The organism is Thermoactinomyces sp. DSM 45892 (assembly GCF_900107305.1).
Lineage (GTDB): Bacteria > Bacillota > Bacilli > Thermoactinomycetales > Thermoactinomycetaceae > Baia.
The window spans coordinates 18,022-43,831 of the sequence record NZ_FNPL01000018.1; the positions used below are offsets into that span (position 1 = coordinate 18,022).

A 25,810-nucleotide genomic window follows, 5' to 3' on the forward strand; every position below is an offset into this window, starting at 1 on the left:
CCCCCATCAATTGCATGTGTCTATTCCAATACTGCTTATAATAGAGCTCGGTGTTGTATCTAGAATCGCAGCGATTATCGTATTTGTATTACCATCGATAACAGAGACTTGATGATTATTTGGGCCAAGATTATTTTGGCCAACATAAATCGCGTTTGTGGAAGAGTCTACTCCAATTGAGGTTGGGAGTACACCTGCTTCAATTGTAGCAATCACTTCATTCGAGACACCGTCGATGACAGTGACGAAATCGCCAATAGAATAGATCCGATTTGTCGATGGGTTTACTTTTACTTTCAATTGAGGTTCGCTCATTGTGATAGTTGAAATGACTGTATTAGTAGATCCATCGATGACAGAAACCCCAGAGTCACCGCTTACATAGATTCGATTGGTGACATAGTTTGCGGATACTCCACTAGTTGAAGCAACTACTGGAACGATAGAGACAATCCCATAAGTGTTTGTATCGATGACAGAAACGATTGAAGTACCGGGAACATAAAGACGATTCGTGCTAGGGTTTACGTCGATCGATGGACCAGCTGATCCTCCTGCTGATGAAACATCTACAGAGATTGTTGTGATGAGGGTATTGCTATTTCCACTGATTACGGATACATCAGCATCATCAGCTACATAGATCCGATTCGTCAAACAATCTACTGCCATCTGTTTTGGGCCTATACCCACTGGAATAGTGGCAATTATATTATAGGTAGTATTATCGATTGCGATGACAGTATCATTTGCTATATCGGTTGCATAGATCGTCTTTTTGGCAGAGAAGACCCCTACTCCCAATAGTTGACCCTGAGACACTTCAAGAACAGTGTCAGCTAAAGTATTGGTAACGGCATCGATAACAGTGAGCTTTCCGGTGGTATGGACTGCATAGATCGGATTTTCTACGACAATCGGACCTGATGGCGGTTCTGGACAACAACAGCATTCGCATGTGTCTACCCCAATGCCTGATATAAAACCTGCTGCTATATCTGGAATCGTAGTGAGGACCGTATTCGTATTCCCATCGATCACAGAGACTGTATTATTATCTTGCCCCACATAAATGGCGTTAGTGGCACAGTCTACTCCAATCGCAGTCGAGTTTCCGGCTACCCCAATCGTGGTGATTATTGCATGATTGGCGCCATCGATCACAGTGACAAAGCTGCCGATAGAATAGATTCGATTCGTCATTGGATTTACTTTTATTTTCAATTGCGGATCATTTATTGTGATCGTAGCGATGACTAGATTAGTAGAGCCATCGATGACCGAAACGCCAGAGCTACCACTTACATAGACTTGATTGGTGACACAGTTAGCAGATACTCCACTAGTGGCAGCAACTACTGGAACAGTAAGGATAATTGCATATGTGAGGGTGTCGACAACATACACGAAAGAATCGCCGGGAATATAAAGTCGATTCGTACTAGGGTTTATCCCGATTGACGGTCCGGCTGCTCCTCCTGCTGCAGGTGGAATGGTGACGGCTATCGTGTCTATGACCGTATTGCTATTTCCACTAATTACGGATACAGCACTGTCAACTACATAGATGCGATTCGTCAAACAATCTACTGCCATCTGGCGTGGGTCAGCTCCCACTGGAATAGTGGCAATGATATTGTGGGTAGTATCATCAATTGCTAGGACAGAATCATTTTCGATGTCGGTTGCGTAGATCGCGTTTTTCGCAGAAAGAACCTCCGCTCCGACTAGAGTGCCCGCTTCCAGCACTGTACCAACTAAGGTGTTGGTATCACCATCGATCACAGCGATGTCTCCAGAGAAATTGACTACATAGATTGGATTTTCTACGACCATCGGTTCTGGTGGCGGCTCTGATTGTTCCTCTGGGCAACAACAGCAATCGCATGTGTCTACTCCAATACCTGCTATAATACCTGCTACCGTATTTGGAATCGCAGTGACGACTGTATTTGTATTTCCATCGATGACAGAGACTGAACTATTAACCTGACCGACATAAATGGCGTTGGTGGCACAGTCTACACTGATTGATTCCGGCTGTCCATTTAGTCCGATCGTGGTGACAATCGTATGATCGACTCCATCGATGACAGTGACAAAAGTGCCTATTGAGTAGACCTGGTTCGTCATCGGATTTACTTTTACTTTCGATTGCGGATCACTTGTTGTGACAGTAGCAATAACCGTATTAGTATTTCCATCAATGATGGAAACGCCAGAGTCACCACTTACATAGATTTGATTAGTGACACAGTTTGCGGATACTCCAGTAGTTGAAGGAATCACAGGAACGGTAGCGACAATCTCATACGTGAGGGTATCGACGACAAAAACGACCGAATCGCCCGGGACATAGAGTCGATTTGTAGTAGAGTTTATACCCAGTGAAGCCCCGGCTGCGCCTCCTGATGATGAAATATCTATGTTGATTGTGTCTATGACCGTATTACTATTTCCACTGATTACCGAAATATCATCGAGATTGGCTACATAGATCCGATTTGTCAAACAATCTACTACCATCTGGCGTGGGACTGCTCCCACTATAATGGTGGCAAGGATATTATAGGTAGTACCATCGATAGCATAGACAAGATTATTTCCGAGACCGGATTCGGATACATAGATTGTATTTTTAGCAGATACGATCTCTACTCCCGATATATTTTGTGTTTTGAACACAGGACCAACTAAAGTGTTCCTATCCCCATCGATAAGAGTAAGATCTCCAGCCAAATTGCCTACATAAATAGGATTGTTTAGCGGTGTTGGCCCTGTGGGTCCCGTAGGCCCCGTCGGTCCTGTTTCGCCAGTTGGACCTGTGACTCCCGTAGCCCCGGTATCCCCAGTCGGCCCAGGAGGTCCACCTGAAGGTCCGGTAACACCAGTAGCGCCAGTTGGCCCAGGAGGCCCACCTGAAGGTCCTCCAGGTCCTTGAGGCCCAGTATCCCCCTGAGGTCCAGTGAGACCTTCACCAGTAGGTCCTTGAGGCCCAGTAGCGCCCTGAGGTCCTGTGGCTCCCTCACCGGAACCGGCAGGTCCAGTAGGTCCTTGAGGCCCAGTAGCGCCCTGAGGTCCTGTGGCGCCATCGCCAGAACCGGCAGGTCCAGTGGGACCTTGAGGTCCAGTAGCGCCCTGAGGTCCCGTGGCGCCATCGCCAGAACCGGCAGGTCCAGTGGGCCCTTGAGGCCCAGTAGCGCCCTGAGGTCCCGTGGCGCCATCGCCAGAACCGGCAGGTCCAGTGGGCCCTTGAGGCCCAGTAGCGCCCTGAGGTCCCGTGGCGCCATCGCCAGAACCGGCAGGTCCAGTGGGTCCTTGAGGCCCAGTAGCGCCCTGAGGTCCCGTGGCGCCATCGCCAGAACCGGCAGGTCCAGTGGGTCCTTGAGGCCCAGTAGCGCCCTGAGGTCCCGTGGCGCCATCGCCAGAACCGGCAGGTCCAGTGGGTCCTTGAGGCCCAGTAGCGCCCTGAGGTCCTGTGGCGCCATCGCCAGAACCGGCAGGTCCAGTGGGTCCTTGAGGTCCAGTATTGCCCTGAGGTCCCGTGGCGCCATCGCCAGAACCGGCAGGTCCAGTGGGTCCTTGAGGTCCAGTATTGCCCTGAGGTCCCGTGGCGCCATCACCAGAACCGGCAGGTCCAGTAGGTCCTTGAGGCCCAGTAGCGCCCTGAGGTCCCGTGGCGCCATCGCCAGAACCGGCAGGTCCAGTAGGTCCTTGAGGCCCAGTATTGCCCTGAGGTCCCGTGGCGCCATCGCCAGAACCGGCAGGTCCAGTAGGTCCTTGAGGCCCAGTATTGCCCTGAGGTCCCGTGGCGCCATCGCCAGAACCGGCAGGTCCAGTAGGTCCTTGAGGCCCAGTATTGCCCTGAGGTCCCGTGGCGCCATCGCCAGAACCGGCAGGTCCAGTAGGTCCTTGAGGCCCAGTATTGCCCTGAGGTCCCGTGGCGCCATCGCCAGAACCGGCAGGTCCAGTAGGTCCTTGAGGTCCAGTATTGCCCTGAGGTCCCGTGGCGCCATCGCCAGAACCGGCAGGTCCAGTAGGTCCTTGAGGCCCAGTATTGCCCTGAGGTCCTGTGGCGCCATCACCAGAACCGGCAGGTCCAGTGGGTCCTTGAGGCCCTGTATCTCCGGTAGCCCCCGTGGCCCCGTTAGCACCTGTGGGAACTTCTAGTTTTACGATGGCAGAACCCGGAGTTACCGAAATTTCTAACGTATCGGAAATAAAGTTTAGTATATCTCCGAGACCGAGTGGAACCGTTCCGGATGCTCCTGAATTACCTTGAACCAAAAATAAGAAATCACCTGTGGCTAAAGCTCCTGTTGGCCCTTGAGGTCCAGTAGGTCCTTGAGGCCCTGTGTCCCCTGAGGCTCCAATGGCCCCCGTAGGTCCTGCAGGTCCTTGAGGTCCTGTAGCACCAGCAGGTCCAGGAGGTCCTCCTGCAGGTCCTGTAGATCCTGCTGGTCCCTGGGGTCCAGTGGGTCCCCTCGTAACGTCTGTTCCTAATACATTTTCCAATTTCTCATTCAGAATCCATTCTTTCTTCCCTATTACATTAATGGTGTCACGAACACTTTCATTGATTGTAAGTAAGTCGGTAATCGTGGGTTGAAAGGAGGTTGACACTCCGGGAAGAGTGCCAAGAACATATTGAAGCTTTTCTCCTTCCGCATTAATAATATGGCTAAGGCCTAGCTCTTCTAAGGCAATGGATGATAGCAATAGATTTACTGCGTCTTCTCGAGTAATATTTATATTCGGTGAGATATTAGGGATATTTGCTTGGGACATTTTTTCCCTCCTAACTAATCGGAATCAATTCAATACTATTCCCCCCACTCAGGGTATATGTTAAATTGGAATTGTACTATTTAGAATAAGGTTCTGTTCGCTTGGAATTGAAAAGATAAATGAGATCGTAAAAAGGTTATAATGTACGGTAGATAATGAAAAAAAGGGGGTTTATAAAGTGGCCAAAAAGCGTAAAAAAGAACTTCGTGTAGCCACGGTTGATGAAGTTGGCATCTTGATGCGAGATATCAAAGGAATGGGTCTCTGGCTAGCCTTCGTTGTGGTTGTAGGAGTCGCATTGGGGATGTTGTCCAAAAGTATTCTATAAGATGGAATGAAATAAAAAATCGCCCCTTTAGGAAGCTGAGGTTATCCTACAGGGGCGATTTCGCTATCTATTCTTTTTTGAGCTTCCTTTTAATTGATCGGTAGATACAACCACACTACGTGGGGTGGCAATGGTGATTCCACGTTTATGTAAGCTTAACACAGCTTCTTTTCGCATGGCTCGTTCGACGATGAAGTATTCCTCTGGGGTTGCGATGGTGGTAATGGTAAACTGCACTCCATTTACATCCATGTTGGTAATGCCCACCACTTCAGGATCAGAAATGATCTGATCTTTATATTCTTCTTTGACGGTCATACAAGCTTCTTTTAGTGCTTCATCTACGATATCTAAATCAGAATCAGGTGGCACTGTGACCGGGACAATGGCACGCATTTTTTCCCGGTTATAGTTGGTCACTTGTGTAATGGTACCGTTTGGAAGATAGTGAAGCCTTTGATTATATTCACGTATTTTCGTGATACGTAGCCCCACTTCCTCGACGGTCCCATTGATCTGTCCGTTAATTTGAACGACATCCCCCACTTCTAATTGACGTTCAAAGATCATAAAGAAGCCGGTTATAATGTCCCGAACTAAGTTTTGAGCCCCGAAGCCGATTGCAAGACCTAAAATCCCCGCTCCAGCCAATACGGGGCCGAGATTGATGCCGATCTTCGCTAGTACGGTTAAGGCAGCAATAAAATAAATTACGTAGTGGGAGATGGATTTAATTAATTTGACCAATGTTTTGGCAGTACGATTTTCCACTTTTCCTAGTGAAAAGGCTTGATCAATAACCTTGTCTAGAACCCGAACAACTAACCATGCGAGAAACATGACGAGCACAATATTAAAAAACGGAAATACGATGCTATTCATGGGATTCGATGGAATTCGATCCCAAAAGGATTGGAATCCATCTAGGATGTCTCCAGTAGCTGCGGTAGTCGTTGCTTCTTTCGGTGTTGTTGGAGGAAACATAGGATCACCTCTAAGTGTTTTTTATCGTTGTCTTTGTAGCAGACATCATCTCATAAATTTTCTTATCTAATTGCCCTTCGCTGATCCAGCCTACAAATGAATGAAGGATATGATAACGGTTATCGAGGATAGCCACCGCTACAAACGGAAAATGTTTCTTATGATGATAGCGGACATCAAGCCACCGTACTTCATAGCCAAATGGGTGCTCGATGACTTGTGGATAGCCATAACTGGTAAAGGATAAAAAAGCATCGATTGCTTCTGCCTGTTTCGAGTGATGGGTGGCTGGATGATGGTCGAATTCGGTGGTAAGTTGTCCGGTCCAGAGCAATTTACCACCTCGGATTTCACCCATTCGCACTTCCGCCTGAGTCTCGTATACACAATTCCATTGACCCCATCGAGCAGTTGGGATTACGGTATAGGAGCCTGGTGCGTTTACTTGTCTTCTTACCCATCTAAGCCAACGATGATGCACACAGGTTCGCCATATTAAATATAGACCGATGACGATATAAATAGAGAAAAAGATATAGCCTGCATAAGCAGGAAAAAACCACCATATGACAAATCCTGCAATATGCAATATAAACAAGAAAGGATCAAAAATATTGATAATGTCCCATGCCACCCATTTATTCGAAAAGGGACGTAGTGCTTGTGTCCCGTACGAATTAAATAAGTCAATAAAGACATGAATGAGAACAGCAATAAAACTCCACAACCATACATGTGTTGTATTGGATGCTGGAAATACAAAATGGAGAACGAGGGTTAAGAGAGTAGGCCAGACCAACCACATGGGTAGAGAATGGGTCCAACCTCTATGATTTCGAATATAGGCAGGATTGCCCTTTAGACGATACAATGTATCTATGTCAGGTGTTTGGGAGCCAACTACTGTACCTAATAATACAGCATGAGCTGTGGCTAGATCGTTTGCCACTACTGGATCGATTTGTGCTAATCCAAAAAGACCTAATCCCATGACAAGGTGGGTGCCTGTATCCATAGTGTCCTCCTATTCATAAAAAGGTATTTGAAAGCAGAAAGGAACGGTGAGGGTGAGTCAATTTACAGTGTTTGTTGAATATCGGATTCAAGAAGATTCCATTTCTATGTTTCAAGATCAGTACTTTACCCAAATTCGCGAACAGATAAAAAATCAGTTGGAACATATCGTACATCATGAGTTCCTACTATCCGAAGCTCAAGTGGGACAAGTTGTAGAAGTAATTCAGGTGGAAGACCATGATGTGATCGCCTCATTAAAAGAGCTTCGTATTGGATTTACGCCATCGTGGTTCCATTCACTAGATTCTCATATTGTGGGCGGTAGGTCAAAAATAAAATTGTGGACGTTTCGTAGGTGTGATTGAAATTATAACGATTTGATTACATTATTATACTTTTGATGAAAAAAAGTCTGTTTCTTATATAATTAGTTGTAGGAGGCAAGTATGCAATCAATCATGAATACAATGGTGAGACCAGAGTCTACTATTGTTTCGACGATTCAAACCGAGCTTTTACATTGGTATGCTTGTTATAAGCGAGATTTACCATGGCGAAAAGATCAAGATCCATATAAGATTTGGGTTTCAGAAATTATGCTTCAGCAAACTCGGGTGAGTACCGTTATCCCTTATTTTAACCGTTTTATTGAACGTTTTCCCACTATTACAGACTTAGCGAAGGCAAGTGATGACGATGTAATAAAGATGTGGGAAGGATTGGGCTACTATTCTCGTGTGAGAAACCTTCATTCTGCGGTAAAAGAGGTAGCAGACCAGTATGGTGGTAGAGTACCTGATCAAGTAGAAGAGATTTCTCGTTTAAAAGGGATTGGTCCCTATACTGCGGGTGCTATTTTAAGTATTGCCTACCAAAAGAAAGTACCAGCAGTAGATGGCAATGTGATGCGGGTATACTCACGGATTTTTGCTTTGTATGATGATATAGCATTGCCAGCAACTCGCAAGAAAATGGAAGCGATAGGGGAAGATGTGATTCCAGAACATGCCCCTGGTGATTTTAATCAAGCGTTGATGGAGCTAGGAGCTACGATTTGTACACCGACCTCTCCGCAGTGCCTATTTTGCCCGGTGTCATCCGTTTGTGAGGCAAAGGAACAAGGGTTGCAAGATGAATTGCCACAGAAAAAGAAAACAAAGGCACCTACCCCTGTTTCGGTACGATTTGCTTGGATTGAATCGGATCATTCTGTTTTTGTTGTAAAACGTCCAGATAAAGGATTGTTAGCAGGGATGTGGTCGCTTCCCACTTTTGATCGGGAAGACCCATCCGCTGAGTTAGAGCAATATCTCCTTGCTCATAGATGGTCTGTGCGAAGTAGAGAAGTGAAAGCGAAGATAGATCATGTTTTTAGCCATCGTCATTGGTTTATCGAGATCGAGCGAATCAAGTTAGATCAGGTTCCCTTTGAATGTGGTGAGAACGAGGAATGGATAGATTTGAATAGTATCCATCAAAAAGCGTTTCCTAATGTTTATCGAAAAGCAATTTCAGTTATGAAAAAACAATAAAAAACGCGATCATTTTGTATTTTTATACAGATGACAAATAAGTGATGATTACATTCTTAGATAAATGTAAGGGGAGAGCCTGAGTGCAAGAAAAAGATAAAGATAAAGAGAAGAGAGAGCCAGACAGGCTTGATCAGGAGGATACGGGGAATTCAGAGGCTACCGAAAAGGAATCCGATTCGTTTCTGGTGCTAGAGGAAAATAGTGAAGTTCCCCTATCTGATACGTCTAAGTGGAACTTTACGGAGTTAGAAAAAGTATTGGAAGAGCAGGGAGAGCTTGCGCAAGATGAATCAGAAGCTCATGCCGAGATAGAACCATCTGCTACTTCAGAAGAAATGAAACAGGATACAGAGTTACAAGACATCAAGCAAACAAAGCATGATGCTAGTAGATTAGCTTCTGATTCGGAAGAATCGCAAGAGTCCGAGGTAGATGAAGATTCCTTTTTACAAAACCTACATCAAGAAACTCGTAGTACCCTTTTGACGAATGAGGAAGAGCTAGTTGATTCGAAAAAAGAAGAAGATTTATCTACTAAAAACCTTGATTCAGAAAAGAGGAGCGCTAAAAAGACGAAAAAGTGGTTTGTGAGTGCCTTAGCGTTTCTATTTGTATTAGGGGCTGTCTATCTCTGGGTTACGCAAGACGCAAGTAATAATCCTCGTGCCAGTGAAGAGAAAGTGAAAGTACCACCTCAGAAAATCACCTTAACAGCAAAAGGGAAAAATTTTGAGCTTGATTTGCGTACGATTGGCTATGATGGAAAAGATGCTACTAAGATTGATCAGAAGAAACTCGCAGCATGGCTAGATGATGTAAAAAAGCAAGTCGATATACCGATGAAAAATGCCTCTCAGAAAAAAGTAGGGACTCCTATTACACCTGAGCAAGCAGGTTCAGTGGTGGACGTACAAACCGTTCAAGAGTGGTTGACTGATATTAAGTCTATGGTAAACCAAACGAAAGAACTTCCATTCATTACGGTTGAACCACAAGTTACTACGAAGGATATTGAAAAAGCCAGTAGCAAATTAGTGGGAAGCTTTAAGACCACCTTTGATCCAGGGAACGAAAATCGAACGATTAATATCAAAAAATCATCCGAAACGATTGATGGTCTTGTCTTACTTCCTGGTGAAGAGTTTTCATTTAATAAGGTAGTTGGAGAGCGTACGGTGGCGCGTGGCTATAAAAAAGCAGGTGTCATCGTGAAAGGAGAGCTCGCCGAGGATATAGGCGGTGGGATCTGTCAGGTTTCCAGTACGTTGTTTAATAGTGTAGATAGGGCAAAGGTGCAAATTACCCGCCGAATTTCCCACAGTAAAGAAGTTCCATATGTGCCACCAGGCAGAGATGCCACTGTCTCATGGGGAGGACCTGATTTTCGCTTTAAAAATAGTTACAACAAGCCGATGGTGATTCGTATTACCGTCAGCGGTGGGACGATTCAAATTAATACGTATACGGCCCCAGGAGCAGAAAGAGGAAAGACTCAACCGCTACCTCCAGAAAAGTTTAGTAAAAGTACAGATAGCGGGGCAAAGTCGGAAAAAGATCGTTCAGAAAAGGAAACCAAAACTCCATAGTATAATGGAAGATAAATATCTTGGGATGTGCGTGGGCTAGATAGTGCTCACATACATCCTTTTTTCGTTATGGGTATAGATCTCTCTCCTAGAAGAAAGGATGAAGAATAAATAGAGAATTTAGGGAGAGAGACCAAATGAAATGTAATGGGTCCACCATTTGGATTTTCCGAGTTTCGGGGATCCTGTCTGTAGTCGGTGCTATCTTGATGTGGTTGCTTCTTCAACAAACAAAAAATGATTATGCTACGACTGCTCAGTTTATTGTCGAGAGAAGCTCGTCTTTTTTCTTCTGGTATATAAGTAGTGGGGTACTAGTAGTCATCGGTTTATTGATTTCATGTACATGGAATGTGAGATTCGTATCTCCTGAGTGGAAGTGGATGGGACAGATTGCTTGGTTTATTCATTTATCAGGCATTTGCCTTGTGATCTTATATTTATTTGCTCAAGGGATTATTGTGCCACTTGCTCACGCTACAGGGGAATTTCAAGGAAACATCGGTCTTTTTTATGCACTTAGTCAATTAGAAAAAAGTTTAGTTCATCTATTAACGTATGTGATTCCGTCTGTTCTTTCGATTGGTGGACTCCTATATTGTTTTGTTTTATTTACCGCTTCACAGGTTCAAGGATCGGTTTGTGTTCTACACTTTGTTTTATGGACGGGAATCTTACTAAGTAGCTTGCTATGTCATGTTGGAGTTCCGAACCTCTCGATCTGGATTTGGTCGGTTCTCTTTCCCGTCGTCACTTGGCATACCGGGGGCCTAACGAAATATCAAAATGCATAAAGTCACTTACTCCTTTTTGCAGGTAATCATTAGATGAAGATCTAATTAAATGCAGATAGGAAAGTGAGGAGACTGGGATGCGGTTGAGAAATAGAGAGTGGTATGAAAAATACGCGCATCGACTTGATCCTGATTTGCGTGTGCAACTAAGCCGTAAGAAGCAATTAGATAAGGAGTCCATATCGGTCTCGTATCCAACCATTATACAGTTTGATAAAGACGAATCGGTTGATACGTATGCGCTAGCAAATTGGTGTACCGAGCGAGGGGGGAGTGTTCTAGGAGAAATTCCTTTGATCGATGCAATCTATGGTGAGTTTTCAGCGGAGTTATTAGAAGAACTAGTGGTTCATCATCAAGTAGAGCATTTATATCTAGATCGACGTGTATATGTCTCATTAGACCTATCTACAAAATCGACCGGTGTGAGACAACTCCAGTTTGAGCGGCATTTATCTGGTGTGGGGATCACCATTGCCATTTTAGATACCGGACTGTTTCCACATCCAGATCTCGTGACTCCTGTTTCACGGATCGCAGGGTTTGTAGACTTGGTTCAAGGGAAGACGGATTATTACGATGATCATGGCCACGGAACTCACTGTGCAGGAAGTGCCGCTGGAAATGGGTTTAGTTCACAAGGGTTATACGTGGGTGCCGCTCCAGAGGCCAAGATAGTAGGAGTGAAGGTACTGGACAAACATGGTGGAGGGAAGCTTTCGACCGTTGTTCGCGGGATCGAGTGGTGTGTGATGCATCAGAAGGAGTATCAATTAGATATATTGTCCCTCTCACTAGGTGCTCCTGCTATCCAATCTTATCGAAAAGATCCCCTCGCACAGGCTTCGCGTATTGCTTGGCATAATGGGATTATGGTTTGTACAGCGGCAGGTAATGATGGTCCGAAGCCAGGGACGATCAGTAGCCCAGGACATGATCCACTTATTTTAACAGTTGGTGCTGCCTATCATGAGATAGCTACCTTTTCGAGTCGTGGCCCTACCAAGGATGGATGGATGAAGCCAGATCTCTACGCGCCAGGGAGCGACATTATCTCATTAAATGCACCAGGCTCCGAGTTAGAGTTACAATTTGCAGATAAATGTGTGGATGAACATTATTTACGACTGTCAGGCACTTCGATGGCAACCCCGTATGTGGCGGGCATATGTGCGTTACTCTTAGAGGAAAACCCCAATCTCACACCCAATGATCTAAAAGCGATTTTAACGAGTACGGCGAAGGAGATTTCAGGAGAGTTAGCAGGTAATGTATGTGCAGTAGCGGCAGTGGAGTTAGCGAAACACTATCGTCAATTTCAAAGGAATCAATTGTCATCTCCGTAAGTGTTGACTTTCGAACCTAATTTACATAATATAGGAATACCCTACACAATATAAAGAAAACGCTGTGACAAGGAATAGTAAAGTGATTGAATCTAGTATAGAGAGTGGAATCCATCGGCTGAGAGATTCTACCTAGAAACAAACTTGAACCCGCCCTTGTAGTGGCTGATGATAGACTGTTTTTGCTTTCTAGAAATCAGATCGGAGCTGACCGTTATCTCAGAGTTATGCAGATGAAATGAGTTGTATTTTTATATACTACTGATCTGCATAAATAGAGATAAATTCATGGTTCGTGAGTTTAAATAAGGTGGTATCGCGGAAGAAGCCCTTTCGTCCTTAATGGGATGATCGGGTTTTTTATGTACTTTTTATTTGTTTTTTATTTGTTTTTATTTTACTTTTTATTTGCGTTTCATTTGTTTTTATTTTGCTTTTTTTATTAGAAGCATAGGATACGGAGGAGAAAAAGTGTCAAATCATATTTATGAAAATCTTCGTGTGGGATTTATCGGCGCAGGTTCCATTACCGAGGCCATGATTGCAGGATTAACGAAGGGGAGAGTGATTCCGCCGCGTAACATATCAGTGGTAAATCGCTCTAACCATAATCGGCTGAAAGAGCTAGAAGAGCTTTATCAACTATCTCCTCATTCCCATGATGAACAAGCTATTTTAGAGTCTGATGTCATCGTACTTGCGATCAAACCAAATGTTGCTAGCCAAGTTTTACAGGTTTGGGGTCAGAAGTTTCGAGAGAACCAATTGATTCTCTCTGTGATCGCAGGCGTGAGTACTGAACAAATCGAGATGGCTTGTTCGCAAAGAGTAGCTGTTGTACGTACAATGCCAAATACCTCCGCGGCAGTAGGTCGATCTGCAACTGCAATCTGCCCTGGGCGTTATGTGAAGGAAGATCATTTCTCTATCTCTACAACCATTTTAGAGGCAATCGGTATCGTGCTAGAAGTTCAAGAGTCGCAGATGGATGCTGTAACAGGACTTGCAGGGAGTGGACCAGCTTATTTCTACTACATGGTCGAAGCCATGCAAAAAGCAGGGGTTTACGTGGGGCTTGAATCAGATATCGCTCGTCAGTTTATCATCCAGACTTGTATTGGCGCTGCAGAGATGTTACTTCATACTGAGAAAGAGCCTTCTCGTCTGCGTGAAGAAGTTACCTCTGAAGGTGGGACAACGTTTGCAGGGTTAACAACCTTGAGGGAATTTCATTTTGAGGAAGCGATCTGTGAGGCTATTACCAAAGCCACAGAACGTTCACAAGAGTTAGGAAAACCTACGGACTACTTGAGCTCTCGATGTTAGAGAGCTCTACTTTTTCTTACATGGAAAAATTTACATCATTGTAAATAGGAATGAAAGTATATATCATAATCATCACATCGTTAAGGTAAAGAATAACAGAAATGAAAGATTTTCATTTTCTCCAAAAAGCAGATCACGAAATTAAATTCTGAAACGTTTGTTTTATATCTTTCAGATTTTGGCAATAAAGGAAAATAGGAACGCTTTTCTGGAGGTGAATGGATATCTTACAGAATCGAGGCGACATGATGCGGGTAGAAAGTTACAAGCATCAAGATGTTTTGCACCGAATCTGGAAAACCTCTTTTGTCCTTCATGAAGATGATCGTCAAGTAGTGATTGCGAATGAAGATGTGGAAGTCATTCAACCGGATGGAACTGATGCAGTTTTCGCAGGCATTGCCATTACGATTTTTCCTAAGGACGAATGGTTTAATACGGTTTGCGTGTATAGGAATTCGGACAAGCTCCGGTACTATTACACCAACATCGCCTCACCTGTGAGATTGGATCGCACGAAAAATGTCATAACGTATATCGATTATGACCTTGATATTATCACCTATTCTGATTTAAGATTTCAAATTGTGGATCAGGATGAATATGAGGTAAATCAAGTTCGATATGCGTACCCCTCGCAGGTAATGTTGCAGATTGAACAAGCTGTACATAAGATCACGGATTTGATCCATACTCGATCAGCTCCATTTGCTCCAGAAATTGCCCCATATTGGTTTAGGCAGTATCGTTCCCTGATCAAAGGAGAGGGATGATGGAGTGAATGTAGTCAGTCTCGTTCAACATCGTGTGACGAAGTGGATTGTCTTGGCAATGTTTGGTGTATCAATCGCGATTGGAGTCAATCAATTTATAATTGCGATGTCAATTGTAAACGGAACATCCATGCAACCGACCCTGCACGATGGAGATCGTTTGTTAGTCAACAAATTTTCATTTTTGTTTCACACACCACAGCGAGGGGATGTTGTCACGTTTCAAGATCCCTCTAACGAAAATCGATATCTCGTAAAACGAGTGATCGGGGTACCAACTGACAGGATTGAAATTAGAGACGGGAAGCTTCTACGAAATGGACAAGTCGTAACGGAACCCTATATCGATACCAGGATTGAAGATGGAGATTACGGCCCGATCGTAGTGCAAAAAGGAACCATTTTTGTGATGGGAGATAATCGGCACCGTTTTGCTTCCCGAGATAGCAGATACGATACAGTGGGTCAGGTTTCTGTAAAGTTGATCGAGGGAAAAGTTGAATGGATTTTGTGGAGACCATCCTTAAGTGCTCATCTTTGACTAATTTTTAAAAACTATTGCAAATGTGGTTAAAAGTCAAAGATTGTTCACAAAAATGAATTTGCCTATGTGGAAAAAAAGAGCATAATAGGTAAAGTACATTTCAATCTTTCGAAAATCCAATCCTGTTGAAAAAAATCCTCATTTGTCAGAATAGATGTTTTGACAATAAGGTCCATTTAAATGATAGGTTTGCAAAAAATAGGAGGCATTTACTCATGAACTTGCTTGACAAAACACGTAGAATTTCAAAGATTTTACAAAAAAATGTAGGTCACCACTTAGTAGATTTTGATGAGGTTGCACAAGCACTTTGCGATGTTATTTCTTCTAATATCTACGTAGTAAATCCAGAAGGAAAAATGATGGGTCTTGCTATAAACCATGACTTCGAAAATGAGCGCATGCAAAAATACCAAACAAATCGAGAATTCCCAGCAGACTATGCTCGTCTTCTTATGGAAGTAGATCATACGATGCCAAACATCGGTGTTGATAGTCCGTACACTGCGTACCCATACGAAATGAAGGAAATGTTCCGTGAAGGTCTGACCACATTGGTTCCTATCATCGGTGGTGGAGACCGTCTAGGTACTCTCGTTCTTTCTCGGGTTAATGAATCCTTTGTCGATGATGATCTCATCTTGGCTGAGTACGGTGCGACTGTAGTAGGAATGGAAGTACTTCGCGAACGTGCTGGTAAAGTGGAAGATGAAGCTCGTAGTCGTGCGGTGGTTCAACTCGCGATTAGCTCTCTTTCTTTCTCAGAGCTAGAAGCGGCAGAACACATCTTCAACGAACTAGATGGCTTAGAAGGCTTACTAGTAGCAAGTAAGATTGCGGATCGTGTAGGAATTACTCGTTCTGTGATTGTAAATGCGCTTCGTAAATTAGAATCTGCTGGTGTAGTAGAGTCTCGTTCCTTAGGAATGAAAGGTACTTACATCAAAATTTTAAACGCAAAATTATTACCAGCGTTGGAAAAAGCGCGTCATTAATTTCACGCTAATAAGAAAGTAAGACCGAGAGCATGGATTGTTCTCGGTCTTTTTGTGTGTAGATACTCTGTTTTTGATATACTAGAGACACCTGATTCAATGGTATGTAGGGGATGAAAATATGGGAAGTGTTCGAAGATATCTCCAATTTGTAAAGCCATATCGGAAGCAGATTGTAGGTACAATGGGGATTGGAATGATTAAGTTCGGTATCCCGTTGTTATTGCCCCTTATGCTAAAATATGTGATTGATCATATATTGCTATCTGGAATGGTTAGGCAAGAACAGATTCAACAATTATGGTGGATTACGTTGGGGGCTGTGCTTTTATTTACAGTGGTACGAATTCCCGCGGAGTATTACAGGCAATACTTTGCGCAATGGACTGCGAGTCGTGTTTTATTTGATGTACGGAATCAGATGTATGATCATATCCAGCGATTATCACTTCGCTATTACAATAATCAAAAAGTAGGGCAAGTGATTTCACGTGTGATTAACGATGTGGAACAAACAAAAGAGTTTGTGATTACGGGAATGATGAATGTCTGGTTAGATTTTATTACCTTATTTATCGCAGTCGGAATGATGGTCTGGATTGATCCATGGATGACCTTGATTTCGCTTTCAGTCTTCCCGCTATATGGTTTTAGTGTGAAGTATTTTTATCAGAACCTACGAAAATACACACGTGAGAGATCACAAGCACTAAGTGAGCTGCAGGGGCATCTTCATGAGAGAATTCAAGGGATTCCTGTGATTCGTGCTTTTCATCTTGAAGAGCATGAGCAAGTTCAGTTTCAAAAGCGGAATCGACATTTTCTCGAAAAGGCACTAACTCATACACGATGGACTGCGAAAACATTTGCTTCTGTCAATACGATTACTGATTTAGCACCTATTATCGTGATAGTGGTTTCTGCCTACTATGTCATCCAAGGTGAGCTTACTCTGGGGGCAATGACAGCTTTTTATGGTTATCTGGGCTTGATCTATTCACCGGTACGCCGACTAGTAAATGCCTCTACTACCCTTACTCAAGCACATGCTTCTATGGACCGGGTTTTTGAGTTTTTAGATGAGTCTTACGACATAGTAGATCGCCCGGATGCATATGTAGTGAAGGAGATACAAGGAAAGATTAACTTTGATGGAGTTGCATTTTCCTATGAGAAAGACCGAGAGCCTGTACTCAAGGATATAAACTTAGAGATGGAAGCAGGTCAGATGATTGCCTTAGTTGGACCTTCTGGTGGGGGAAAATCCTCGATCGTGTCGTTAATTCCTCGTTTTTTTGATGTGACGAAAGGGAGTATTAAAGTAGATGGTATAGATGTACGTGATTACACTCAAGAGAGTTTACGAAACCAAATCGGATTGGTTCTGCAAGATAACTTCCTATTCAGTGGGACGATTGCAGAAAATATTCAGATGGGGAGAATAGAAGCTTCAGAGAGTGAGGTGATGGAAGCCGCAAAAGCCGCAAATGCACACGATTTTATTACACAACTTCCCCAAGGCTATCAAACGGAAATCGGAGAACGGGGTGTAAAATTATCGGGTGGGCAGAAGCAACGTTTAGCGATTGCTAGGGTGTTTTTGAAGGATCCTCGGATCATTATTTTAGATGAAGCTACCTCCGCTCTCGACTTGCAATCGGAAGCATTGGTTCAGGAATCACTGGAGAGACTGGCTACGAATCGAACTACGATCATAGTCGCTCACAGGCTGTCTACGATTACGCATGCGGATCAAATCATTGTCATTGATAATGGAGAAGTAGTGGAGCGAGGAACCCACGAACAACTCTTATCGCACGATGGCCTTTATAGTGAACTTTTTCACGTACAAAATGTAGATATTCTTTCTAATGAAAAAAACAAATTTTGATTCCATGAAATTTTGACATAAAATATTCACATACTATGTAACAAGGTCTGTTTAGGGATGGAATACCATGCGAATTAAGGGAACTTTGAAGTAAGTAAATGTTATTATACGAAAATGCGGGAGAAAACAAATCCTTTCTATCTTATTTGAAAATCTTTCTGCCCTTGCACGAACATCCATCATCAACTAAAATGATGTTGGTATCAAGCGTAAAACAGGGATTGTGAATAAAAGCATTTGCTTGAAAAAAGGATGTTAACAACCAGTTTCTTGGTTGGACGTAAACAGGGAGGGAGGTTTGTTATGTCAAGATCTGCTGAGAGAGCACTCGCTTCCCAATCTCTCATGGATGTAGGTAAATCAACGTGGCGTGATTACTATGAGGTTACGAAGCCAGGCATTAATAAGTCGAATTTGCTCGCAACGTTTACGGGCTTTTGGTTGGCTTCTGGTTTTCAGCATTTTGATTTATTAAACCTACTATGGACACTTCTCGGAACAGCACTGGTGATTGCAGGGGGCTGTGTGTTAAATAATTTTTATGATCGAGATATTGATCCGAAAATGAATCGCACAGAGACAAGGGCAGTCCCTGAAGGTCGAATTAAGCCGACGGTTGCGTTATGGTACGGCATATTTTTAAGTTTAGTAGGATTTATCGTGCTTGGTGTATTAGTCAATGCCACTGCAGCATTCCTAGGTTTTGTTGGTTTCTTTGTATATGTGATGATTTATACAATGTGGCTGAAGCGTACCAGTGTGTGGAATACTGTAGTAGGTGGTGTCTCTGGTGCTGTGCCGCCGATGATCGGATGGGTAGCTGTTACTGAGCGGATTGATTTAACCGCTTGGGCTCTTTTCTTGGTCTTGTTTATGTGGCAACCCCCTCACTTCTTTGCACTGGCGATGCGTCGAGTGGAAGAATATCGTGCTGCTGGGATTCCAATGTTACCCGTGATAAAAGGGTTTGCTGAGACCAAGATCCAAACGCTACTCTTTACGCTCCTGCTGTTGCCTTCCTCTCTCCTATTGTTCTTTACTGGAGCGAGTGGTTGGGTGTATTTAACGGCAGCAACTATATTAGGGGTTGTCTACATCATCCTTTCTATTAAAGGCTTTTATGCCAAGGATGATATCGCTTGGGCTAAGATGATGTTTATCTACTCACTCATCTATCTCGTGGGCATACTCTTAGTGATGGTGATTGACAAAGGAATTACATCCTTCTATTAGATGTGAACCAGTAGGGTTTATTGCCCTGCATTTATTCAATCAGTTCTTTTCAGGATTCATTGGTTATACTGAGTTTATGAGAGGAACTGTCTTCAGAAAGTGAGGTTGAATGTAGTGAGCCGAAAAGGTTTATGGCGAATACTAGCTGTACTTGCCCTAGCGATGCTTGTACTAGCAGGCTGTGATTCAAGTAAAATACTACCAAGTGATGCACTGAATGTACTTGATCCGAAGGGAACCGCGGGTGAAAAGAGCTTAGATTTAATCTATTTTAGTATTGCGATCATGCTAGTGGTGTTTGCTATTGTAATGGCAATTTTTATCTACGTTTTAGTGAAGTTTCGAAAGCGTGAGGGGATAACTCTAGATCGTTCCAAATACAAGGATCATAATACTGTGTTGGAAATTATCTGGACAGTTCTTCCGATTGCGGCTCTGGTAGCGCTCGCAATTCCGACTGTGAAGTATACCTTCGATCTTGCTGAAGTACCAAAAGGCGATGATGTGTTGGTTGTAGAAGTTGTCGGTCATCAGTATTGGTGGGAATTTAAGTATCCGAAACAAGGATTTAAAACGGCTCAAGAATTACATATACCTGTTGGAAAAAAAGTTCACTTTAAAATTACAGGTAAGGATGTACTTCATGCATTTTGGGTTCCAGCCCTCGGTGGGAAGATGGACGTAATCCCTGGACGTGTCAACGATCTTACACTAGATGCGAAAAAGGCTGGTGTCTACCACGGGAAATGTGCAGAGCTTTGCGGGGCAAGTCATGCTTTGATGGACTTTAAAGTAGTGGCAGAGGAACAAGCTGATTTTGATAAATGGATTGCGAAGATGTCTGCTCCTCCAGCTCCTGTTGTGACGGCGAAAGAAAAGCAGGGTGAAGAAATCTATAATAGCTCCTGTATCAAATGTCATGCTGGTATGGATCCAAAAAGGGAAGGCCCAGATTTGACGAAGTTTGGTAACCGTCAGTCAATTGCGGGTTTTCTTAAATACGATGAAAAGAACTTAAAAGCTTGGCTAAAAGATCCGAAATCGATTAAGCCAGGGACGAAGATGGAGAAGTTTGACTTCTTGAATGATCAAGAACTTGATGCTCTAACCGAATACTTAATGAATCGCAAATAAAACTCCTATCTTGTGAGGTAACAAAGGAGGGACTACCTTGGGTACACTGCTTATCATGATTGTGTTTGGGCTATTTTTTGCCGCGATTTTCACAGGGGGATATAACAATACTCTTATCCAACGTGCGCGTAAAACAGTAGCTTGGGATTGGCTTACCTCGGTGGACCATAAAAAAATTGGTGTCATGTACTTTATGGCGGGGATCTTTTACTTTGTAGTAGGAGGTTTGGAGGCGCTCTTCATGCGCTACCAATTGTTGGTTCCTGGAAATGATGCGTTTGTTGGACGTACTTTTAACGAATTACTTACGATGCATGGTACAACCATGATCTTCTTTGCGGCTATGCCACTAATTTTTGGTTTGATAAACGTGGTTATGCCTCTGCAAATCGGAGCGCGTGACGTTGCGTTTCCATTCCTAAACTCTTTAGGTTTCTGGCTATTCTTCTTCGGGGCGCTTTTAACCAATATGGGTTGGATATTCGGTGGGGCTCCTGATGCTGGTTGGACTTCTTATGTACAATTAGCCTTAAACGAATATAGTCCGGGACCCGGGGTCGACTATTATGTACTCGGCCTGCAGATAGCGGGTGCAGGAACGACGATAAGTGGGATTAACTTTCTCGTCACCATCTTAAACATGCGAACAAAGGGCATGAGTTTCCTTCGTATGCCAATGTTTACATGGACATCCCTCATTACTTCTGTGTTGATTATCTTTGCGATGCCCCCACTTACGATTGCTCTACTCTTATTGATGATGGATCGCCTTTTCGGCGCAAACTTCTTCGATCATGTAATGGGTGGTAGTGCGGTACTTTGGGAGCATTTATTCTGGATCTTCGGTCATCCAGAGGTATATATCGTGGTTCTTCCTGCGTTTGGGATTATGTCTGAGATTTTCTCGACATTCTCTAAAAAGAAATTGTTTGGTTATAACTCGATGGTATTCGCGACATCCTTAATTGGATTCTTAGGCTTTATGGTATGGGTTCACCATATGTTTACAGTAGGGCTAGGACCTGTATCGAACTCCATTTTTGCAGTCGCTACGATGCTCATCGCGATTCCAACGGGTATTAAAGTGTTTAACTGGTTGTTTACCATGTGGGGCGGGGAGTTAACCTTCCCAGTAGCCATGAAGTGGGCAATCGGCTTTATTCCGACATTCGTTATCGGTGGTATGACGGGGATTATGCTTGCTGCTCCTCCAGCGGACTTCCAATACCAAGATAGCTATTTCGTAGTAGCTCACTTCCACTATGTGTTAATTGGTGGTACGGTATTTGCTCTTCTCGCTGGTGCATACTATTGGTGGCCGAAAATGTTTGGTAAGATGTTAAGTGAAAGACTAGGAAACTGGCATTTCTGGACCTTCTTTATCGGATTCCATCTAACATTCTTCCCACAACATTTCTTGGGACTCTTCGGTATGCCACGTCGAGTGTTTACCTATGAACCGAATGTAGGGTTAGAATATATTAACCAAGTTAGTACACTGGGTGCAGTTCTCATGGGAATCGGAACCATTATCTTTGCTTGGAATATGATTCAATCATTCCGTTCGAAAAAGATTGCTGCTGCAGATCCTTGGGATGGCCGTTCATTGGAGTGGGCTACGCAAACCCCAGTTCCTTTCTATAACTTTGCACAGCTACCAGAAGTTCGCGGTGTAGATGCATTCTGGCTGGAAAAACAAGCTGGTAATAAGAAGATGACTCCTGCAGAACCGCTTGGTAAGATTCATATGCCGTCTGGTTCTCATATCCCATTCTTGATGTCTTTGGCCCTCTTTGTAGGTGGCTGGGGCTTAATTGCTCGTAGTTGGGAAATTGGCGTTATGGGGCTGCTGGCATTTGCTGTAACGATGTTTATGCGTTCCTTCGACCGTGATCATGGATTCTATGTAAAACCGAAAGAACTCCTAGACAAGGAGGCGAAAAGTTAATGGCTCATCATCCAGTTGAAATCAAACCGGGGATGCATCTAGAAACAGCTACTTTTGAAGGTAAGAACAAAGTAATGGGCTTCTGGATGTTCCTTGGTGCTGAAACCGTATTGTTTGCTTGTTTGTTTGGTACGTATCTAGCTCTTCGTAATCAAACCGTAAATGGTCCAAGTGGTGCTGAACTATTTGATCCGGTCCTTGTAGCGGTGGCAACAGCGATCTTGTTATTTAGTAGCTTAACCAGTGTTTTCGCCATGATGGCAATGAATAAGCTAGATAAAAAGGGAATGCTTTTCTGGTTAGGAGTAACCGTATTGCTCGGTCTCTCCTTCCTAATCCTTGAGATTTATGAATTTGTTCACTATATCCATGAGGGTCATACCTTTATGAGTAGCGCTTTTGGCTCTTCCTTCTATGCGTTAGTTGGAACACACGGTGCCCACGTAACCTTTGGAATCATTTGGATTTCGACGATTATGTACCAAGCTTGGAAATGGGGCATTAATACGGAAACAGCTCCGAAACTCTTTGTAAGTAGCTTATATTGGCACTTTATCGACGTTGTATGGGTGTTTATCTTTACGTTGGTATATCTTCTCGGAATGGTGGGATAATGATGGCGGATCAAAATACTTCTAATACCCAACCAACTGAGCACAAACCCGAGAGTAAAATGAAGCATATTGTCTCATTTGGTGCGATGATTTTGCTTACCATCGCAGCTTTCGTTCTTGTACTAAGAGATGTTGTACCAGTGGCTTGGGTACTGCCCTTGATGCTCGGCTTTGCGGTGATTCAGGTTCTTCTGCAATTGTTTACCTTTATGCATTTGGATCAAAAAGGGTCCCTTTACTATATCCTGTTTATTGCTTTTGGAGTGATTGTAGCAGTTGTCTCTGCAGCAGGAATCATCCTTATGCCGTAGATTTTCATAATGAAAAAGTGTTTCTCTTAAAGTAAAAAAACGCTATTCTTTCTGAAGAGTTATCAGGAAGAATAGCGTTTTTTCATGAGTCTGACAGTGGAGATGATTTTAGTATCTAATTTAGGAATTCACCATGTGATAAGCGGACATGGCAAGTCGTGACCACATTTGTTCACGTATGGGGCCGTGGATGCCTACTTCGTCTAAGGTTTCATGCATACAAGTAAGCCATGCTTCTGCGCGCTCGGGAGTGATTTCAAATGGCATATGACGTGCGCGTAGCATAGGGTGTCCTTTTTTCTCCGTATATAGGCCGGGGCCGCCGAAAAATTGAGTAAGAAACATGTATTGATTTTCAATCGTTTCGGTTAAGTCTTCTGGAAAGATCGGATCCAGTAGCGGGTGAGCTTTGACCCGTGGATAAAAGGCTTCTACAATCTGGCGGATAGTAGGTGCCCCTCCTATTGCTTCATAGATTGACGCCTGGTTACTCATTTGTGTGTCTCCATTTTTGAAAATGCGATGTCGACGGCTTTCAAGGTTTCTACAATATCTTGGTCCGTATGAGCTGTGGTTAGAAACCAAGCTTCATATTTGGAAGCAGCTAGATAAATCCCTTGTTCGAGCATGAGACGGAAGAATTCGCCGAACTTCTCACTATCTGAAGTCTGAGCTGTATCGTAATCGAATACTTCTTGATCAGTAAAGTATACGGTAAGTGCTCCGCCAAATCGGTTTAACGTGATTTGCACGCCATACTTACTAGCAGAAGAACGAATCCCCTCTTCTAACCGAGCGCCCAATTCATCGAGTCGCTGATAGGTGCCTTCCTTACTTAATTCACGAATGCAAGCAATGCCCGCGGAGATGGAGAGTGGGTTTCCTGCCATGGTCCCTGCTTGATACATCGGACCCATAGGTGCTACTTTATCCATGATTTCTCTACGACCACCGTAGGCTCCGATCGGAAGTCCACCCCCGATAATTTTTCCAAGTGCCGTTAGATCAGGCTCCACCCCGTATAAGTTTTGAATTCCTCCGTAGTGGAAGCGGAAAGCGGTAATCACTTCATCATAGATGACTAAACCACCGGCCTCATGGACAAGTTCATTTACCTGTTCTAAGAACTGAGGAGCAGGTGGGACAATCCCGAAATTCCCCACGAGAGGCTCCACTAATACGCCCGCAATCTGATCTCCCCATTTCGTAAGGGCCTCTTGCAAAGCGGGAATATCGTTGTAAGGTACGGTAATTACTTCTTGCGCGATACTTGTTGGAATTCCGGCGCTATCGGGGATTCCCAGTGTAGACGGGCCAGAGCCAGCGGCCACAAGGACTAGATCAGAGTGCCCGTGGTAACATCCTGCAAATTTTAGGATTTTATTGCGCCCGGTATAAGCTCGTGCTAGGCGTATGGTGGTCATCACGGCTTCTGTTCCGCTATTTACAAAGCGAATTTGTTCCATTGAAGGGATCGCGTCCCGTAGCATAGTAGCAAATTCAACTTCCTTCGAAGTGGGCGCACCGTATAAAACCCCATCGACAGCCGTTTCCTGAATCGCTTGTGTGACGGCTGGATGGGCATGTCCTAAGATAACAGGGCCAAAAGCCGCTAGATAATCAATGTATCGATTGCCATCTTCATCATAAAAATAAGCACCTTCTGCTCGTTTCATGAAAACAGGAGCACTGCCACCTACCGCCTTAAATGAGCGAGAGGGACTATTCACGCCTCCTACGATCACATTGAGTGCTTGTTCGTATAATGCAGTAGACTTTATTCTTTTATTCATTTTATTCTCTCCTTCTCCTTGTCATTGTAACGAGAAACAGGAGAAAACGGAAGTCGTCGGCTGTGTTATAATTTCATTGATAAATGAATTGTTTTTTGATGATAAAGGAGAGAGTCGAGATGATTCGTAAGTGGATCACCAGCGCAGGATTTGGCTCTGCTAGTGTGGATACCATTTTAACAGATAACCACTTTTTTCCTGGAGATGTATTAAAGGGAGAAGTGGTCATACGAGGTGGGAATACAGATCAAGATATCTCGAAAATTGAACTCGCTTTAGTTGTCCAATATAACAAAGGTGGGAAAAAAGTATCGCATATATTTAAAAAGTTTCCACTTTCGGATGCTGTGATGATTGAAGCAGAACAGACGAAACGGGTTCCATTCCAATTTCGAATTCCAGCGGAGATTCCGATGTCGGAGGGACGTTTCCCCATTTTCTTAAAGACAGTGTTAGATATTAAATTAGGGGTAGCGCCAACAGATTCAGATCGCATTCATATCTATCCTTCCCCGATCATTCAAAAAATCTTACGCGAAATTGAAGAGGCTGGATTTTTACTTTATAAAATTAGCAATGAATACGATTCAGAAGTAAAGCCACATCCTTTTTATCAAATGTTTCAATTTAAACCGATTGGGTCATTTCATGGATACGTGGACGACTTCCTTGTCATCTTTACTTACGACGAAATTGGCTTACATATGGAAATTGAGATGATTCGTACAGCGAAAGTGCTCACAAGCCAGTTATACTGGGAGCATAGCAATCCAGAGTCTACCTTGCAACTAAATGGACAATCCGTACCAGAAGACCCACTACATAAGATACGCAAAATGCTACGAAGCAGAAATAGGAGTGAAAAATAGA

General features: G+C 43.6%; 22 protein-coding genes and 1 other annotated feature. Of the genes, 17 read left to right on the forward strand and 5 right to left on the reverse strand.

What is annotated here, in order from left to right; translation table 11 throughout:
- Positions 1-6: 6 nt before the first annotated feature.
- Entirely contained in the window at positions 7-4,788 is a 4,782-nt protein-coding gene (locus BLU58_RS17195) for an alpha-helical endospore appendage domain-containing protein (RefSeq protein ID WP_176786692.1), read from the reverse strand.
- Between the two features lie 178 nt (positions 4,789-4,966).
- Between BLU58_RS17195 and BLU58_RS16555 the strand changes: the two genes are divergently transcribed.
- A complete protein-coding gene (locus BLU58_RS16555) occupies positions 4,967-5,116 on the forward strand; it encodes a hypothetical protein (protein ID WP_176786693.1) in 150 nt (49 codons plus the stop codon).
- A 63-nt stretch (positions 5,117-5,179) separates the two neighbouring features.
- Here the strand turns inward: BLU58_RS16555 and BLU58_RS13775 are convergent, their stop codons facing one another.
- Positions 5,180-6,100, reverse strand: coding sequence for a mechanosensitive ion channel family protein (locus tag BLU58_RS13775; RefSeq protein WP_093293039.1), 921 nt, complete (start codon positions 6,098-6,100; stop codon positions 5,180-5,182).
- A 10-nt stretch (positions 6,101-6,110) separates the two neighbouring features.
- Entirely contained in the window at positions 6,111-7,115 is a 1,005-nt protein-coding gene (locus tag BLU58_RS13780; protein ID WP_093293041.1) for a metal-dependent hydrolase, read from the reverse strand.
- A gap of 52 nt (positions 7,116-7,167) precedes the next feature.
- Here BLU58_RS13780 and BLU58_RS13785 point away from each other — a divergent pair, with 52 nt between their 5' ends.
- The 15 genes from BLU58_RS13785 to BLU58_RS13855 all read left to right on the forward strand — a co-directional run bounded on the left by BLU58_RS13785 (position 7,168) and on the right by BLU58_RS13855 (position 23,147).
- The gene (locus BLU58_RS13785) at positions 7,168-7,482 is read left to right on the forward strand and encodes a hypothetical protein (protein WP_093293043.1); all 315 of its coding nucleotides are present in this window, start codon (positions 7,168-7,170) and stop codon (positions 7,480-7,482) included.
- Between the two features lie 81 nt (positions 7,483-7,563).
- Positions 7,564-8,649 (forward strand): A/G-specific adenine glycosylase, encoded by a 1,086-nt coding sequence (gene mutY / locus BLU58_RS13790; RefSeq protein ID WP_093293045.1) that lies wholly within the window; start codon positions 7,564-7,566, stop codon positions 8,647-8,649.
- 83 nt (positions 8,650-8,732) lie between these two features.
- Positions 8,733-10,238: a VanW family protein gene (locus BLU58_RS13795; RefSeq protein WP_093293047.1), complete on the forward strand. Its 1,506-nt coding sequence runs from the start codon at positions 8,733-8,735 to the stop codon at positions 10,236-10,238.
- A 137-nt stretch (positions 10,239-10,375) separates the two neighbouring features.
- Entirely contained in the window at positions 10,376-11,032 is a 657-nt protein-coding gene (locus BLU58_RS13800) for a hypothetical protein (RefSeq protein ID WP_093293049.1), read from the forward strand.
- A 77-nt stretch (positions 11,033-11,109) separates the two neighbouring features.
- The gene (locus BLU58_RS13805) at positions 11,110-12,378 is read left to right on the forward strand and encodes a S8 family peptidase (RefSeq protein ID WP_093293051.1); all 1,269 of its coding nucleotides are present in this window, start codon (positions 11,110-11,112) and stop codon (positions 12,376-12,378) included.
- A gap of 55 nt (positions 12,379-12,433) precedes the next feature.
- Positions 12,434-12,722 (forward strand) — a binding site (T-box leader).
- A gap of 127 nt (positions 12,723-12,849) precedes the next feature.
- Positions 12,850-13,704, forward strand: a complete 855-nt coding sequence (proC, locus tag BLU58_RS13810) for a pyrroline-5-carboxylate reductase (RefSeq protein ID WP_255404721.1) — start codon at positions 12,850-12,852, stop codon at positions 13,702-13,704.
- 218 nt (positions 13,705-13,922) lie between these two features.
- A complete protein-coding gene (locus BLU58_RS13815; protein ID WP_093293053.1) occupies positions 13,923-14,477 on the forward strand; it encodes a DUF402 domain-containing protein in 555 nt (184 codons plus the stop codon).
- Between the two features lie 4 nt (positions 14,478-14,481).
- Positions 14,482-15,018, forward strand: coding sequence for a signal peptidase I (gene lepB / locus BLU58_RS13820; RefSeq protein ID WP_093293055.1), 537 nt, complete (start codon positions 14,482-14,484; stop codon positions 15,016-15,018).
- A gap of 218 nt (positions 15,019-15,236) precedes the next feature.
- Positions 15,237-16,016, forward strand: a complete 780-nt coding sequence (gene codY / locus BLU58_RS13825; protein WP_093293057.1) for a GTP-sensing pleiotropic transcriptional regulator CodY — start codon at positions 15,237-15,239, stop codon at positions 16,014-16,016.
- A 121-nt stretch (positions 16,017-16,137) separates the two neighbouring features.
- On the forward strand, positions 16,138-17,907 hold the full coding sequence (locus BLU58_RS13830) for an ABC transporter ATP-binding protein (protein ID WP_093293059.1): 1,770 nt from the start codon (positions 16,138-16,140) through the stop codon (positions 17,905-17,907).
- Positions 17,908-18,210: 303 nt separating this feature from the next.
- Positions 18,211-19,140, forward strand: coding sequence for a heme o synthase (cyoE, locus tag BLU58_RS13835; protein ID WP_255404722.1), 930 nt, complete (start codon positions 18,211-18,213; stop codon positions 19,138-19,140).
- A 114-nt stretch (positions 19,141-19,254) separates the two neighbouring features.
- Positions 19,255-20,274, forward strand: a complete 1,020-nt coding sequence (gene coxB / locus BLU58_RS13840; RefSeq protein ID WP_255404723.1) for a cytochrome c oxidase subunit II — start codon at positions 19,255-19,257, stop codon at positions 20,272-20,274.
- 55 nt (positions 20,275-20,329) lie between these two features.
- Positions 20,330-22,222, forward strand: coding sequence for a cytochrome c oxidase subunit I (gene ctaD / locus BLU58_RS13845; RefSeq protein ID WP_093293141.1), 1,893 nt, complete (start codon positions 20,330-20,332; stop codon positions 22,220-22,222).
- Positions 22,222-22,836 carry a cytochrome (ubi)quinol oxidase subunit III gene (locus tag BLU58_RS13850; RefSeq protein ID WP_093293061.1) on the forward strand — a complete coding sequence of 205 codons (615 nt, stop codon included), beginning with the start codon at positions 22,222-22,224 and terminating at the stop codon, positions 22,834-22,836. The genes ctaD and BLU58_RS13850 overlap by 1 nt, the downstream gene beginning before the upstream one ends.
- A gap of 2 nt (positions 22,837-22,838) precedes the next feature.
- The gene (locus BLU58_RS13855) at positions 22,839-23,147 is read left to right on the forward strand and encodes a cytochrome C oxidase subunit IV family protein (protein ID WP_176786694.1); all 309 of its coding nucleotides are present in this window, start codon (positions 22,839-22,841) and stop codon (positions 23,145-23,147) included.
- Between the two features lie 120 nt (positions 23,148-23,267).
- Here the strand turns inward: BLU58_RS13855 and BLU58_RS13860 are convergent, their stop codons facing one another.
- Together BLU58_RS13860 and BLU58_RS13865 are read right to left on the reverse strand one after the other, a co-directional pair.
- Positions 23,268-23,642, reverse strand: a complete 375-nt coding sequence (locus tag BLU58_RS13860) for a globin domain-containing protein (protein WP_093293063.1) — start codon at positions 23,640-23,642, stop codon at positions 23,268-23,270.
- Positions 23,639-24,940, reverse strand: a complete 1,302-nt coding sequence (locus BLU58_RS13865; protein ID WP_093293064.1) for a glutamate-1-semialdehyde 2,1-aminomutase — start codon at positions 24,938-24,940, stop codon at positions 23,639-23,641. Before BLU58_RS13865 ends, BLU58_RS13860 begins: the two co-directional genes overlap by 4 nt.
- 119 nt (positions 24,941-25,059) lie before the next feature.
- On the opposite strand from BLU58_RS13865, the gene BLU58_RS13870 reads away from it, so the two are divergent.
- A complete protein-coding gene (locus BLU58_RS13870) occupies positions 25,060-25,809 on the forward strand; it encodes a sporulation protein (RefSeq protein ID WP_176786695.1) in 750 nt (249 codons plus the stop codon).
- Position 25,810 lies beyond the last annotated feature (1 nt).

Coding starts and splice junctions, on each gene's coding strand:
- BLU58_RS17195 (WP_176786692.1), bottom strand. CDS start 4,788: ATGTCCCAAGCAAATATCCCTAATATCTCACCGAATATAAATATTACT.
- BLU58_RS13775 (WP_093293039.1), bottom strand. CDS start 6,100: ATGTTTCCTCCAACAACACCGAAAGAAGCAACGACTACCGCAGCTACT.
- BLU58_RS13780 (WP_093293041.1), bottom strand. CDS start 7,115: ATGGATACAGGCACCCACCTTGTCATGGGATTAGGTCTTTTTGGATTA.
- mutY (WP_093293045.1), top strand. CDS start 7,564: ATGCAATCAATCATGAATACAATGGTGAGACCAGAGTCTACTATTGTT.
- BLU58_RS13800 (WP_093293049.1), top strand. CDS start 10,376: ATGAAATGTAATGGGTCCACCATTTGGATTTTCCGAGTTTCGGGGATC.
- BLU58_RS13805 (WP_093293051.1), top strand. CDS start 11,110: ATGCGGTTGAGAAATAGAGAGTGGTATGAAAAATACGCGCATCGACTT.
- BLU58_RS13815 (WP_093293053.1), top strand. CDS start 13,923: ATGGATATCTTACAGAATCGAGGCGACATGATGCGGGTAGAAAGTTAC.
- codY (WP_093293057.1), top strand. CDS start 15,237: ATGAACTTGCTTGACAAAACACGTAGAATTTCAAAGATTTTACAAAAA.
- BLU58_RS13830 (WP_093293059.1), top strand. CDS start 16,138: ATGGGAAGTGTTCGAAGATATCTCCAATTTGTAAAGCCATATCGGAAG.
- cyoE (WP_255404722.1), top strand. CDS start 18,211: ATGTCAAGATCTGCTGAGAGAGCACTCGCTTCCCAATCTCTCATGGAT.
- ctaD (WP_093293141.1), top strand. CDS start 20,330: ATGATTGTGTTTGGGCTATTTTTTGCCGCGATTTTCACAGGGGGATAT.
- BLU58_RS13850 (WP_093293061.1), top strand. CDS start 22,222: ATGGCTCATCATCCAGTTGAAATCAAACCGGGGATGCATCTAGAAACA.
- BLU58_RS13855 (WP_176786694.1), top strand. CDS start 22,839: ATGGCGGATCAAAATACTTCTAATACCCAACCAACTGAGCACAAACCC.
- BLU58_RS13860 (WP_093293063.1), bottom strand. CDS start 23,642: ATGAGTAACCAGGCGTCAATCTATGAAGCAATAGGAGGGGCACCTACT.
- BLU58_RS13865 (WP_093293064.1), bottom strand. CDS start 24,940: ATGAATAAAAGAATAAAGTCTACTGCATTATACGAACAAGCACTCAAT.
- BLU58_RS13870 (WP_176786695.1), top strand. CDS start 25,060: ATGATTCGTAAGTGGATCACCAGCGCAGGATTTGGCTCTGCTAGTGTG.